Raw genomic sequence first — 12,988 nt, forward strand, 5'->3', positions numbered from 1 at the left:
ATGGATCATCTGATGACACGCCAACTTGATTTAATATTGAAAGAAGGCGGTGCTGATTATGATTGGCAATTTGAGTTGGAGGTAAACCCAAAATTTCTTGATGCAAAGGGAAAAATCTGGCTGAAAGAAATTTTTGAAGATCTGGGTGGTATGAGATCTTTTCCTTTGTTGGAAAAGTTAAAGTTTGATTTCAAAATCGGCAGACACTTAATCCTATGGGACGATGAGTTGCATTTCAACCGCTATCGTCTTACGACATTTAGGTCTGAAATGTACACCGAGTGGACATTTCCTTTTTCTGAAAGCCATCGAAGACTTTCTCGGACTTTTGAAAAAGAGTGTTTGAAAGCAGGCCTCCAACAGCGGATCTGGAATGGCCCTCCAGTTGCTAAAAACGTCTTCGGGCAAGCTGAGGATTCAGGTGATTTCAGCGGAAACGGGTCTTCAGGTTGGAAATTGGTAGCATATAACGATGCGCAGTATGACCTTCAAACCCGTCTTCATGGCTACAAATTGATCCGTCTTTCCCCCTACGAAACAATCATGACGGGCGGTTCTTTGAAGCGATTGGATCAACTGCTAGTGAATCCAAAAGAAGAACAGCGAACAATGCTATATAATTGGTTAATGCGGAAAGTGGGTTGAAGGATAGTATCAAGATATTAGACATAAGTATCAAGGCTTGAAGCAAGAGGCGAGATTCAAGAAGTCAGAGGAGAACAAGCCAGGCTAGAAAGAATGCAGAGAAATCAGGCAAACAGCCCGAACATTTCACGTTCGATTTTTTCAACTATAAAGGAGAAATCCTCCGGACGCTCGACAAAATCCAGATCATTGACATCTACGATGAGAAGTTTTCCTTCTTTGTATCCGCCAATCCAATCCTCGTAGTGAGAATTCAGATTTTTGAGATAATCGATCCGCATGGCTGTTTCATAACTGCGTCCTCGCTTTTCGATTTGACCGACCAATTTGGGAATATCTGCTTTGAGGTAGATCAGTAGATCAGGAGCTTTTACATGAGTAATCATGGAATCAAATAAACTCCTGTAATTGTAATAATCCCGCTCTGTCATGAGTTTGCTTTTATACAAATTGGCTGCAAAAATGTAGGCGTCCTCATAAATTGTCCGATCCTGAATTGTGGAGATAGGACTTTCTTGAATTTTTCGGATTTGATTGTATCTCGAATTCAGAAAATAGACTTGAAGATGAAATGCCCACCGCTTCATGTCCTCATAAAAATCCGGTAAGTAGGGATTTTGATCCACCGCTTCAAATTCAGCCCTCCAGCCGTAATGTTTGGCGAGCTTTTCAGTAAGCGTAGTTTTACCGCTCCCGATATTTCCTGATACTGCTAAATGCATGATTATTTTTGAAATACTTAATTAAGAAAATCTCGGAGCTACTACTAATTCTTTACTGCCGGGAGTATATTGATAAAAACCTTCTCCGGTCTTAACTCCTTTGTAGCCGGCTTCGACCATATTTACCAAAAGTGGGCAAGGCGCATATTTCGGATTTCCAAATCCCTCATGAAGGACTCTTAAAATGGATAAGCAAACGTCCAATCCGATAAAATCCGCCAGTTGAAGTGGGCCCATTGGATGTGCCATCCCAAGTTTCATCACTGTGTCGATTTCTGAAACTCCCGCAACTCCTTCAAAAAGGGTATAAATCGCTTCGTTGATCATCGGCATCAAAATCCTGTTGGCTACAAATCCAGGATAGTCGTTGACTTCTACGGGATCTTTGGAAAGGTCTCGGGAGAGTGTCATTACGGTTTTGGTTACTTCATCCGAAGTGGCATAACCTCGAATCACCTCGACCAATTTCATAACAGGCACAGGATTCATAAAGTGCATTCCGATCACTTGAGAAGGGCGTTGGGTGGCGGCTGCAATTTTGGTGATGGAAATTGAAGAAGTATTTGAAGAAAGGATAGCTTTCGTTGGTGCAAATTGGTCAAGTTGACGAAAAATATCCAGCTTCAATGCCATATTTTCGGTGGCTGCCTCAACTACCAAATCTGCATTTTTCACCCCTTCTTCCAAACTGGTAAAAGTAGAAATCCGAGCTAGTGACGCATCTTTTTCTTCCTGGGAAATCATTCCTTTAGTCACCTGCCGATCCATATTCTTTGAAATCGTGGCTAAGGCCTTTTCCAAAAATTCTGACTTGATATCCACAAGTGAAACTTGATATCCATGCTGGGCAAAGACGTGAGCAATTCCATTTCCCATGGTTCCGGAACCGATGACTGAGATAGATTTCATAAAACTTTGATTTCGAGAGTAAAACGTTATGATTTGGGTTTTTATTGGCAGAAAAGCCATTTTTGAACAGCCCAAAACTAAGTCTAAGCCATCCCATTTCCAATTCAAACCTGTCCTTTCCCGACTTTGTTTGTCGGAGAAAAGCGATGTGTCGACAGGATTAATCCCTAACTTTGAAAAATGAAGGAACTTGGTCTAATCAGCAAACTGTCAATTAATCGATTCACTGACTTTGGGGCTTATTTAGCTTTGAGTGATGGGGGAGAAGTGCTTCTTCCTAAGGGATACCTCAAAGGTGAGGAGAAAGAAGGGGATGCAGTGGAAGTATTCGTTTATACGGACAGTGAGGACAGACCGGTGGCTGTGACTCAAAAGCCACTTGCAATTCTAGATGATTTTGCCGTATTGGAGGCTAAGGAAGTCACTAAATTTGGAGCTTTTATGGATTGGGGATTGCCCAAGGATCTTTTTGTTCCCAACTCGGAAATAGCCAAAAACATGGAGGTCGGTCAGAAATACCTGATTCGAGTTTGTGTTGATTTCAAAAGTACTCGCTTGATTGGAGTGAGTAAATACCGGGATTTTATTTCTCCAGCACCGGCTGACTACCAACCGGGAACGGAAGTCGAGGGATTGATTTTTGAAAAGACAGATCTTGGGTATAAAGTCTTATTGGAAGACCGCTACGAGGGATTAATCTTCGCAAATGAAGTTTTTCAGCCTTTGGAGATTGGTTCAAGAAGGAAACTTTGGGTAAAAAAACGTCGTGATGACGGGAAGTTGGACCTTCAGGTATTGCCTGTTGGACGAGTGAAATACGATGAGGGATCAGAAAAAATCCTCGCCATATTGGAAGAGAAAGGATTCTTGCCCTTACATGACAAATCTGACCCTGAGGAAATTCAATCAATACTCGGTATGTCCAAAAAGCATTTCAAGCAATGCATCGGACAGTTGTTTAAAGCCAGGCAAATCGTCATCAGCCCGGAAGGTATCTCAGTCAATCGGGATTAATCCAACTTGAGAATATCACTTGGCGTATTGCACAGAATTGCCTTGTTTTTGTAAATAGCAATTGGGGCTTTGATCAGGTGTGGAAAATTGGATAAAATATTTAGCCAACCTTCCTCATCCCAGTCTTTGCCAGCAATATGATGTTGATAGTCTGGATGGGCACGGTTTAAAATATCCTTTGGTCTCAAGCGGAGCAGATTGAGAATTTGATCCCACTGAGTAGATGTGATTTTCTCTTTCATCACATCAATCTCATTAACGAATTTGGCCAAGGATTTTGCGTAAGCCTTAGTTTGCTTATCCACAGTTTGCGAAGAACTGTGATAGAAATAAAGTTCCGATGGATGAAGTTTCATAGTTTTTTGGGTTTAAGCTTGCAATAAGATAGTGAAAAATACAATCAATTGAAATTCAATTATTTGTAAAATTTTTTATGAGATCAGTAAAGATTATAGGAAGTAAACCGTTTCTTTTGCTTTTTTAACAATCAAACCTATAAATAAACTATGAGCAAGCATGATTCTCTTTTTCTTGGTGTAGATGTCGGAGGCACCCACCTGAAAATCGGATTGGTAGACAAGGAAGGCAATATGATTGAATTCCAAAAAGAGGATACAACTCCTTATAGAGATCATCCTGATGGCTTTGGAAAGTGCTTCATAGATGGTTTGGGAAAATATTTAAAAAAATACCCTGAAGTAGAAAAAGTGGGAATCGGCCTGCCAGGCATGATTTCAAAAGACAGAACCACACCACTTGAGATTCCGGCAATTCCGGATTTGAATGGGTTTCCATTGAAAGCTGGATTGCTGAAGAAATATCCAAAGCATGATTTTTACATGGAAAATGATGCTGCTGCAGCAGCTATAGGTGAATTTTACTATGGCAAAGGCGATGTGGCTGAGAATTTCCTTTTTATCACCATGGGTACGGGCATAGGAAGTGCTTTGGTTTTAGAGGGTCAGGTATTCAAAGGGTCCAGAGGAAATGCACTCGAAATGGGTCACATGCTCTCCAGAGGAAATGCCGGTTTAGAAACTTTGGTAGGCAGAAACGGAATTCTTCGCATTATGGATAATCTTATCGCAGCTTATCCTGAGAAAGCTGGAGAACTAATAGGAAAAGAGCTGGGTACACACTTACTTGTAGACACTGCCATAACCGGAAATGAAGTTTCGCTGATGGTATTCAAAGAGGTGGCGCAAATTCTAAGTGAATCTATTGTCTCTACGGTGAGAATTCTGGATGTCACTGATGTTTATTTCGGCGGTGGAATATCAGCTGGATTGGAATTTATGATGCCCACTATCGAATACAACACCAGAAAGTTTTTGACTCCCTATTATGTGAAAGATCTGAAGCTTAAAAAGGCTACGCTTGAAAATAACGCGGGCACCCTTGGAGCAGCTGCCCTTTGTTTTATGGGTTCAGGGTTGTAACATTTACCTCAGATACTTTGCTAATTGCATTCATTCGAAAAAGAACTCTCAAGGGTTCTTTTTCTTTTTCTACACCTTCGCAATTTCCGCTTGGCTCGATGAAGTAGAAGAAAAAACTTTGGCTTTTATCGACCAACTCCACACGATCCGGCCTGCCAAAGGTCTTGATCAAGGCTTGATTATCAGCTCCTAAAAATGTGTTTTTTACCGCTTGAAACGCCTCAAGCTCTTGCATCCTGAGCCCTTTGCAACCGTACCTGTCAGATTTCCAGTTTTCTAGATTCACATTTCCTGCATCCAAAGGACCGCTGCATGAGAATATTGTTAACGAAAGTAGAATTGCGGACAGGAAAGTCAGTTTTTGCATTGTATGTGGAATTGTGATGTAAAGATGGTGGCAAATATCGAAGCTTTTGTAAAAGATCTGGTGGAAATTATTTTTGGAAATTCATATATCCGCTTTCTTTCCAGTTGATAAAAATGACCTCGACTTAGCTCGGCCACCGGATTTTCATTCCCTCCCTTAAAAACAAATCTAACGGACACTGAGCAGCTTTTCTGCCATAGAGGGAAGTCGGGTGTAACCAAAATGAAAGTTTGCCACGGGTGTCGGTTCGGACAAACAAACATCATTTTTTCGACAGATCATTGAATTACACTACATTGGAAAATCCCTGAACCTATTTGTCGGAATTAACGAATTTTGAACACATTTTAAGCCCATACGGTTTACCCAAATCGGTTATATTAGCGCATTCAATCACTCAAACTTATGTATTACAGATTTGGAAAAGCTTTCTACTTTCTCAGTATAATGCTTTTTTTGTTCTTTTTATTGTACTTCTATTCAGCACTACCTGAGCGAGTTGGATTAAGTATCGATGAAAGTGGTTCAATAAATAGAAATTGGGAAAAAGGGACCTTCTTCTATAGTATGGTCGCTGCATTTGTAATTTTCAATGCGGTAATCCTTTATCCGCCCAAGTCTTTGGAAACAAAATCAAATAAAAAACTTCACCGGATTTTCCCTATCGGTGATCCTTTCAGAGACTATTTTCTAACCTGGTTTTATTCTTTTGGAGGTGTCCTCAATATGAGTTTAGCCCTTTTGGTGTTCTTTGTTCACTCTATTAACAATCAAGAAGAAATCGCAACCAGTCAATTTACTTTTTTCTTTTACCTGATGCCTGCATTTTTGGTAGTTTGGGTGATTGGATTATTTGTGCTGCTCATTGGAAAATTCAAGCAGGTTCAAAAAGGTGTATAATTAGGAATTATGGCAGAACCAGTAAAATATACAGAAGACAGTATCAAATCCTTGGATTGGCGGGAACACATTCGTCTCCGTCCCGGGATGTATATCGGCAAATTGGGAGATGGAAGTGCTCAGGATGATGGGATATATGTGTTGGTAAAGGAAATCCTCGATAACTCCATCGATGAGCATATGATGGGAAATGGGAGAACCATTGATGTGAAAATTTCCGAACATAAAGTTGAAATAAGGGATTATGGTCGTGGGATTCCTTTGGGAAAAGTAATCGATTGTGTTTCTAAGATCAACACAGGTGGAAAATACGATTCTGGGGCTTTTCAGAAATCTGTAGGCTTAAATGGGGTAGGTACCAAAGCGGTTAATGCGCTCGCAGATTTTTTCCGAGTTCAGTCTTTCCGAGATGGACAGACTAAGATGGCTGAGTTTGAAAGAGGAATTCTGGTCAATGATCCTCCGATTGGTCCTTCTAATGATAGAAATGGCACCAAAGTTATTTTCTCTCCGGATGCTTCAATTTTCAAGAATTACCACTTCATCCCGGAGTACCTTGAAAATCAAATATGGAATTATGCCTATCTGAATGCGGGCCTAACGATTAATTTCAACGGGAAAAAGTTTTTTTCCGATCGAGGACTTTATGATTTACTTTCCAATAAAGTAGACGAAGAAAGCATTCGATATCCAATTATTCATCTCAAAGGGAATGATATCGAGGTTGCGATTACTCACTCGGGGTCTTACGGAGAAGAATATTATTCTTTCGTCAATGGGCAATATACCACGCAAGGAGGCACACACTTGGCTGCTTTTCGCGAAGCGATTGTCAAGACTATTCGGGAATTTTATAAGAAAGATTACGATTCTTCAGACATAAGACAATCTGTCGTTGCGGCGATTGCAGTTCGTGTTCAGGAACCTGTTTTTGAATCTCAGACTAAGACCAAACTAGGTTCGCAGAGTATCGGTCCTGATGGACCGACTCTTCGGACATTTGTCAATGACTTCATCAAAACGGAACTTGACAATTACCTGCACAAAAATCCTAGTGTAGCAGACGCACTTCTGAAGCGAATTTTGCAATCCGAGCGTGAGCGCAAGGAAATCTCCGGAATCAAAAAACTGGCAAACGAACGCGCCAAAAAAGCCAATCTTCATAACAAGAAGCTGAGAGATTGCCGAGTCCACTACGATGATCCCAAGGCAAATGAGGATGTGAAAAACAACTCGATGCTGTTTATCACAGAGGGTGATTCAGCCTCAGGATCCATTACCAAATCCCGTGATGTACAAACTCAGGCGGTGTTTTCCCTCAGAGGTAAACCTCTGAACTGCTTTGGGATGACCAAAAAAGTGGTGTATGAAAATGAAGAATTCAATTTGCTTCAGCACGCACTGAATATTGAAGATGGGATCGAAAATCTTCGCTATCGAAAGATCGTCATTGCTACTGATGCCGATGTGGATGGGATGCATATTCGATTGCTGATCATGACTTATTTCTTACAGTTTTTTCCTGATTTGGTGAAAAATGGGCATTTGTTTATTCTGGACACACCACTTTTCAGAGTGCGAAATAAGAAAGAAACGATCTATTGCTACTCAGATGAGGAGCGGCAGCGGGCGATTCATAAACTGGGAAGTAAGCCTGAAATCACTCGATTCAAGGGTTTAGGAGAGATTTCTCCTGAGGAATTCGGGACATTCATTGGTGAGAATATTCGCTTGGATCCGATTATTTTGAATAAAGAAACCAAGATTGTAGACTTGCTCACTTTCTACATGGGTAAGAATACTCCCGATCGGCAAATTTTCATTATTGATAATCTGAAAATCGAAAAAGATCTGGCATTGGACGATCCAAGTAAATCCGAAGTGGAAGAAGTTGAGGTTGCTTAAATTTGCATAAATAATGCAAAAAATCTATTATTTGCATAATATTTACAAAAAATGATATATTTGTATAAAATATGCAAAAATTAGAGCTATGGCTAGTTGGATATTAATGGGTGATATCATTGGTAGCAGAGAAGGAGATCAGACTTTGCTCCAGCAGAATTTTGCCAAGTTGATTGAAAAAGTCAATAAGGATTATTCTACCAGCTTTGAATCGCCTTTGACGATCACACTCGGGGATGAATTTCAGGGGGTAGTCACGTCGGCCAAAGAAGCCGCCGAGGTGGTGATCGCTTTGGAAGAGTATCGTTGGGAGCTGGATGTTGAGATTCTGATACGCTACAGCCTCGGTTTAGGGGAGATTTCCACTCCAATAAATCCCAAAATAGCCTATGGCATGCTTGGACCGGGACTTTCAGAAGTGAGAGAAGCGCTGGTAGAAATGAAGCAAGAAGTGGACAGAATGATGATTTCAGGAATCATAGAAAAGAAATCACAGATGGCTCTCGCGATGAATATCTTTCTTGAAATGCAGGAAGAGTGGAAGTGGAAGGATCGACAGATAATCAGTGGCTATTTTCACTATCGTGATTATAAAAAAGTTGCAGAAGTTTTAAATAAGGATGTTTCGCTGATTTGGCGTAGGTTCAGGTCATTAGGATTTGAATCTTACCGAAAACGTAAAAAACTGACTAGATTAATTTATGCCGATATCGATTAGTATTCTTTATTCTATTTGGGTTCAGAATTGATAGCATATTTTGTGTTTCGAAGCGTGAGAAAGCATTATTTGGGAGAATATGGATCAACTCGTCCGATGTGGAATGGGATCATCGAGAGAGTATTTCTTTACCTCTGCATTTTGACCCAAGTATATCATGGCTTGACCTTATTCGGAGCATTGAAAATCGGAACTAGAATTAAAGCGGAGGACAATAAAGTTTCAAATGATTATTTCCTGATCGGAAATATGATTTCGGTAAGTATGGTCCTAGTGACTACTTACATTTATCAAAATTGGATAGTATAAATGAGTGACGAAAATATTACAGCTGAAGGTGGAGATGAAAGTCTGCACACTTCCGTGCCAATCACCGGCATGTACAAGGAATGGTTTCTGGATTATGCTTCCTATGTAATCCTTGAGCGGGCAGTTCCTGCGATTGAGGATGGTTTGAAACCTGTGCAGCGGAGAATTCTGCATGCCATGAAGGAGATGGATGATGGTCGATTCAACAAGGTCGCCAATATCATCGGTCAATCCATGCAATATCACCCACATGGAGATCAATCCATCGGTGATGCAATGGTAAACCTCGGACAAAAAGATCTGCTGATCGAAACTCAAGGTAACTGGGGAGATATCCGTACAGGTGACGGTGCTGCTGCAGCACGATACATAGAGGCGAGACTTTCCAAGTTTGCACTCGATGTAGTATTTAATCCACAGACTACAGAATGGCAGCTTTCTTATGATGGAAGAAAACGGGAACCAACTACCCTTCCTGTCAAGTTTCCATTGCTTCTGGCTCAGGGTGTAGAAGGTATTGCTGTTGGACTTTCCACCAAAATTCTTCCTCATAATTTCATTGAACTGATTGAGGCCTCAATTGAAATATTGAAAGGGAACAGATCCAATGTGCTTCCTGATTTCTTAACGGGAGGTTTGGCAGATTTCTCAGAATACAATGAGGGTCACCGAGGAGGAAAAGTTAAGGTTCGTGCTCGAATCGAAGAGGAGGACAGTAAAACACTATTAATCAAAGAAATTCCCTACGGAACCACCACTGATTCTTTGATTGAATCGATTTTGAAAGCCAATGACAAAGGCAAAATCAAGATTAAGAAAGTCGTAGACAACACAGCTAAAGACGTTGAGATTCAGATTCAATTGGCACCTGGCGTTTCTCCGGATGTGACGATTGATGCGCTTTATGCTTTCACAGATTGTGAGATTTCAATTTCTCCCAACGCTTGTGTCATCATTGCTGATAAGCCTGTTTTCCTGACAGTCAACCAAATCTTGGAATATAATACTCAGCAAACGAAAGAACTTCTCAAGCGGGAATTGGAAATTCGTCGTGCCGAATTGATGGAGCGATTGCTATTCTCTTCCTTGGAAAAGATATTCATCGAAAACAGAATCTATCGAGACATTGAGGAATGTACTACTTGGGATGCTGTTTTAGTTGCTATTGATAAAGGTTTGGATCCTTACAAACCGGACTTTTACAGAGAAATCACGCAGGATGATCTCGTCCGTCTAACAGAAATAAAAATCAAGCGAATCTCAAAATTCGATGCATTCAAGGCGGATGAATTGATGAAACGCCTGCAGGAAGAGCTGAAGGAGGTCAATTACAACCTAAAGCATCTGACAGAATACTCCATTAAGTATTACCAGAATCTCCTGGATAAATATGGAAAAGGGCGTGAGCGAAAAACTGAAATTCGAGCTTTGGATACAATCGAAGCCACAGTCGTAGCTGCCAACAATGCCAAACTTTATGTCAATAGAGTTGACGGTTTTGTCGGATACGGGCTCAAAAAGGACGAATTCATTTGCGACTGTTCTGATTTGGATGATGTGATTGTACTTCGTCGAGATGGAAAATTCATGGTGTCAAAAATCCAAGAGAAGGGCTTCATGGGCAAGGACATTCTGTACGTGGGCGTTTTCCGAAAGAATGATGATCGCATGACCTACAATTTAATCTACCTCGATGGAGGTTCCGGTCGAGCGATGATCAAGCGTTTTCAAATCGGAGGCATCACGCGTGATAAAGAGTACGATCTTACCAAAGGTACCAAAGGCACGAAAGTCCTGTACCTTACTGCCAATCCCAATGGAGAGGCTGAGCTCGTGACGGTTTACCTAACTCAAGGCGCCAAAGCTAGAGTGAAAGTATTTGACTTTGACTTTGCGGAGATCGAAATCAAAGGCAGAGGAGCTGGCGGTAATATTTTGACTAGATATCCTATTCGAAAAATTCAACTCAAAATGGAAGGAAAGTCCACTTTGGGAGGAATCAATATTTTCTACGACGCGGTAGTCGGAAGATTGAATACCGACCAAAGAGGGAAGTTAATCGGCAATTTCTTGGGCGATGATAAAATCCTTGTATGCTATAGAAATGGTGATTACGAACTCACAAGCTTTGAGTTGACCAATCGATATGAGCCTAAGGATGTGATCCTAATTGAGAAGTTTGACATCAAAAAAGTGATCTCCGCTATTTACTTCGATGGGGGAACCAAGACCTTTTTTGTCAAAAGATTCCTGATCGAAACTACAACCATCAACAAGCGATTCAACTTTATCACAGACCATAAGCAATCTTACCTCAAGGTGGTTTCGACTTCGAGTCAACCTCAAGTTTCGGTTACTTTGACTAAGGGCAAAGAAGAAGAAATCATGGAGTACGACTTGGATATGTTGATCGATGTAAAGGGCTGGAAGGCAATCGGAAATAAGCTCAGCACCTATTTAGTAAAAGAAATAACACTTATTCACACTGAAAAACCTGATGCCGAATCTGCAGAAGATGGAGAAGTTGTCGAAGATGAAGTTTCTGATTCATCTCAGGAATTGGAAATCGGAAGTACAATAGACCTGACACCAAAAAAAGAAGATGACGATCAACTTGATCTATTCTAAGGGCTCCATTTATTAAAAAATGCAAGGATCGATTAACGATATAGAATTTGATCAGGATCTTCGGGAATACTTAGGTCAATTTATTACCGGTCACAAGAAGGCAGCAATAGAAAAGGCGCTATCCAAGCGAACGAGGCATTTGACTGTTGTTTTAGAAGATATTTTCAAGCCGCATAATGCTAGTGCGGTCATCCGGACTTGTGATTGTTTTGGGCTTCAGGATATTCACATTATTGAGAAAACTGATCAATACAAGGTGAATCCCTTTGTGACTAGAGGAGCTTCGCAGTGGGTGGACTTGCACAAGTATTATTCACATGGTACCAATTCAGTTGATACTTGTTTTGCTTCCCTTCGGGAAAAAGGGTACAAAATTTATGGAACTAGTCCTGCACCTACTTCTATTTCCATTTATGATCTTCAACCCACAGAAAAATTAGCTTTGGTCTTTGGAAATGAGCACGAAGGGATTTCTAAAGAAGTAAAGAGAAAATCGGATGGCTTGGTTTATATTCCAATGCTGGGGTTTACTGACAGCTTCAATATTTCAGTTGCTGCTTCCATTTTTCTCTACGATTTGGTGGAGAAAGCGGAACGCTTGAACTTGCCTAATTTTTATCTTTCTGAATCTGAAAAAAACTTACTTCGGATGAAATGGTATCGCGCAATAGTCAAGAATTCAGACATACATGAAAAAGTATTTTTAAAAAATCGTCCTCAATAACATCAATTACCTCTTCTTAAATAGTTCAGAAAATGGTTTTACGGGCTGCTTTTGTGATGATTTTTTGGCTTTCTGTCGTTGTCTTTGTTTTTTCTTTTGTTCTTTACTTTTTACCAAAACTGTCCGGGCTGAAATGCCAACTTGACCACGATAGAACTCGGATCTTCCAGCCAGATTGATATTTGGCTTGTAATCTATTGAAAGTACGGTATTGGCCACAGTAAACTCAAGTCCTCCAATCAAGTCCACTCCAACTGTGGAATTTCCAAAAGTGTGATCAATTTGTCTGGTATCCTCATTTTTTTTAAAGCTTTCCTCACGTCCGAAATTGATACCCCCTCCATAATAGTAATTAAACCGCTTGGAAATAATCGGACGGTGCCGCTCCGCCAAAAGTGAGAAATTTGTATTCCTACTAAAGTCAGATTGTAAAATTGCTTCCAATGTTACTCTTTCAAGAACTCGCTGCTGAAGGCTTAATCCAATAGTTCTATTAAACTCAGAATTTCCAAATCGAATTCCTGCAGCAGTTCCGTAGCGTTGTGCCAGTGAGGAAGTGATTGAAATAAATATGAATAAGATCAATAAATATAATTTCTGAGGCTGCAACATAAACTAGTTGATTTATATACCTGATAGTCAATATCTGTTCCAGAATTGAATTTTATCAAAATGGGGATTGGATTAGTTTTTTTTAAATAAATCAAG

The 12,988-nt window shown here is 40.4% G+C and carries 14 protein-coding genes; 9 read left to right on the top strand and 5 right to left on the bottom strand.

The window, feature by feature from the left end:
- Positions 1-645 carry a hypothetical protein gene (locus tag ACK4HU_RS00755; RefSeq protein WP_409802878.1) on the top strand — a complete coding sequence of 215 codons (645 nt, stop codon included), beginning with the start codon at positions 1-3 and terminating at the stop codon, positions 643-645.
- A gap of 104 nt (positions 646-749) precedes the next feature.
- On the opposite strand, the gene ACK4HU_RS00760 is transcribed toward ACK4HU_RS00755, so the two are convergent.
- Together ACK4HU_RS00760 and ACK4HU_RS00765 are read right to left on the bottom strand one after the other, a co-directional pair.
- Positions 750-1,367, bottom strand: a complete 618-nt coding sequence (locus ACK4HU_RS00760) for a deoxynucleoside kinase (protein ID WP_409802879.1) — start codon at positions 1,365-1,367, stop codon at positions 750-752.
- Positions 1,368-1,388: 21 nt separating this feature from the next.
- Entirely contained in the window at positions 1,389-2,276 is an 888-nt protein-coding gene (locus ACK4HU_RS00765) for a 3-hydroxybutyryl-CoA dehydrogenase (protein ID WP_409802880.1), read from the bottom strand.
- Positions 2,277-2,456: 180 nt separating this feature from the next.
- On the opposite strand from ACK4HU_RS00765, the gene ACK4HU_RS00770 reads away from it, so the two are divergent.
- Positions 2,457-3,290: a S1 RNA-binding domain-containing protein gene (locus tag ACK4HU_RS00770; RefSeq protein ID WP_409802882.1), complete on the top strand. Its 834-nt coding sequence runs from the start codon at positions 2,457-2,459 to the stop codon at positions 3,288-3,290.
- Here the strand turns inward: ACK4HU_RS00770 and ACK4HU_RS00775 are convergent.
- The gene (locus ACK4HU_RS00775) at positions 3,287-3,646 is read right to left on the bottom strand and encodes an arsenate reductase family protein (RefSeq protein WP_409802883.1); all 360 of its coding nucleotides are present in this window, start codon (positions 3,644-3,646) and stop codon (positions 3,287-3,289) included. The genes ACK4HU_RS00770 and ACK4HU_RS00775 overlap by 4 nt on opposite strands.
- Positions 3,647-3,796: 150 nt before the next feature.
- Here ACK4HU_RS00775 and ACK4HU_RS00780 point away from each other — a divergent pair, with 150 nt between their 5' ends.
- The gene (locus tag ACK4HU_RS00780) at positions 3,797-4,729 is read left to right on the top strand and encodes an ROK family protein (protein WP_409802885.1); all 933 of its coding nucleotides are present in this window, start codon (positions 3,797-3,799) and stop codon (positions 4,727-4,729) included.
- Here ACK4HU_RS00780 and ACK4HU_RS00785 read toward each other — a convergent pair.
- The gene (locus tag ACK4HU_RS00785; protein WP_409802886.1) at positions 4,710-5,096 is read right to left on the bottom strand and encodes a hypothetical protein; all 387 of its coding nucleotides are present in this window, start codon (positions 5,094-5,096) and stop codon (positions 4,710-4,712) included. The two genes, ACK4HU_RS00780 and ACK4HU_RS00785, sit on opposite strands and share 20 nt — an antisense overlap.
- Before the next feature lie 405 nt (positions 5,097-5,501).
- On the opposite strand from ACK4HU_RS00785, the gene ACK4HU_RS00790 reads away from it, so the two are divergent.
- From ACK4HU_RS00790 to ACK4HU_RS00815, 6 genes are all read left to right on the top strand, one after another.
- Positions 5,502-5,996, top strand: a complete 495-nt coding sequence (locus tag ACK4HU_RS00790; protein ID WP_409802888.1) for a DNA topoisomerase IV — start codon at positions 5,502-5,504, stop codon at positions 5,994-5,996.
- Positions 5,997-6,005: 9 nt separating this feature from the next.
- A complete protein-coding gene (locus ACK4HU_RS00795) occupies positions 6,006-7,901 on the top strand; it encodes a DNA topoisomerase IV subunit B (RefSeq protein WP_409802890.1) in 1,896 nt (631 codons plus the stop codon).
- An 88-nt stretch (positions 7,902-7,989) separates the two neighbouring features.
- The gene (locus ACK4HU_RS00800; RefSeq protein ID WP_409802891.1) at positions 7,990-8,619 is read left to right on the top strand and encodes a SatD family protein; all 630 of its coding nucleotides are present in this window, start codon (positions 7,990-7,992) and stop codon (positions 8,617-8,619) included.
- Between the two features lie 54 nt (positions 8,620-8,673).
- Positions 8,674-8,928: a hypothetical protein gene (locus ACK4HU_RS00805; RefSeq protein ID WP_409802893.1), complete on the top strand. Its 255-nt coding sequence runs from the start codon at positions 8,674-8,676 to the stop codon at positions 8,926-8,928.
- A complete protein-coding gene (locus tag ACK4HU_RS00810) occupies positions 8,929-11,556 on the top strand; it encodes a DNA gyrase/topoisomerase IV subunit A (RefSeq protein WP_409802895.1) in 2,628 nt (875 codons plus the stop codon).
- 19 nt (positions 11,557-11,575) lie between these two features.
- Complete coding sequence (locus ACK4HU_RS00815) at positions 11,576-12,280, top strand: TrmH family RNA methyltransferase (RefSeq protein ID WP_409802896.1); 705 nt, start codon at positions 11,576-11,578, stop codon at positions 12,278-12,280.
- A 6-nt stretch (positions 12,281-12,286) separates the two neighbouring features.
- On the opposite strand, the gene ACK4HU_RS00820 is transcribed toward ACK4HU_RS00815, so the two are convergent.
- A complete protein-coding gene (locus tag ACK4HU_RS00820; RefSeq protein ID WP_409802898.1) occupies positions 12,287-12,892 on the bottom strand; it encodes a hypothetical protein in 606 nt (201 codons plus the stop codon).
- Positions 12,893-12,988: the final 96 nt, after the last annotated feature.

Origin of the sequence: Algoriphagus sp. (genome assembly GCF_046296635.1) — a bacterium.
GTDB lineage: Bacteria > Bacteroidota > Bacteroidia > Cytophagales > Cyclobacteriaceae > Algoriphagus.

Excerpts from the sequence above, each read along its gene's own strand:
- ACK4HU_RS00820 (WP_409802898.1), bottom strand. The coding sequence starts at position 12,892 with ATGTTGCAGCCTCAGAAATTATATTTATTGATCTTATTCATATTTATT.
- ACK4HU_RS00800 (WP_409802891.1), top strand. The coding sequence starts at position 7,990 with ATGGCTAGTTGGATATTAATGGGTGATATCATTGGTAGCAGAGAAGGA.
- ACK4HU_RS00790 (WP_409802888.1), top strand. The coding sequence starts at position 5,502 with ATGTATTACAGATTTGGAAAAGCTTTCTACTTTCTCAGTATAATGCTT.
- ACK4HU_RS00755 (WP_409802878.1), top strand. The coding sequence starts at position 1 with ATGGATCATCTGATGACACGCCAACTTGATTTAATATTGAAAGAAGGC.
- ACK4HU_RS00780 (WP_409802885.1), top strand. The coding sequence starts at position 3,797 with ATGAGCAAGCATGATTCTCTTTTTCTTGGTGTAGATGTCGGAGGCACC.
- ACK4HU_RS00810 (WP_409802895.1), top strand. The coding sequence starts at position 8,929 with ATGAGTGACGAAAATATTACAGCTGAAGGTGGAGATGAAAGTCTGCAC.
- ACK4HU_RS00815 (WP_409802896.1), top strand. The coding sequence starts at position 11,576 with ATGCAAGGATCGATTAACGATATAGAATTTGATCAGGATCTTCGGGAA.
- ACK4HU_RS00760 (WP_409802879.1), bottom strand. The coding sequence starts at position 1,367 with ATGCATTTAGCAGTATCAGGAAATATCGGGAGCGGTAAAACTACGCTT.
- ACK4HU_RS00795 (WP_409802890.1), top strand. The coding sequence starts at position 6,006 with ATGGCAGAACCAGTAAAATATACAGAAGACAGTATCAAATCCTTGGAT.
- ACK4HU_RS00785 (WP_409802886.1), bottom strand. The coding sequence starts at position 5,096 with ATGCAAAAACTGACTTTCCTGTCCGCAATTCTACTTTCGTTAACAATA.
- ACK4HU_RS00765 (WP_409802880.1), bottom strand. The coding sequence starts at position 2,276 with ATGAAATCTATCTCAGTCATCGGTTCCGGAACCATGGGAAATGGAATT.
- ACK4HU_RS00770 (WP_409802882.1), top strand. The coding sequence starts at position 2,457 with ATGAAGGAACTTGGTCTAATCAGCAAACTGTCAATTAATCGATTCACT.
- ACK4HU_RS00775 (WP_409802883.1), bottom strand. The coding sequence starts at position 3,646 with ATGAAACTTCATCCATCGGAACTTTATTTCTATCACAGTTCTTCGCAA.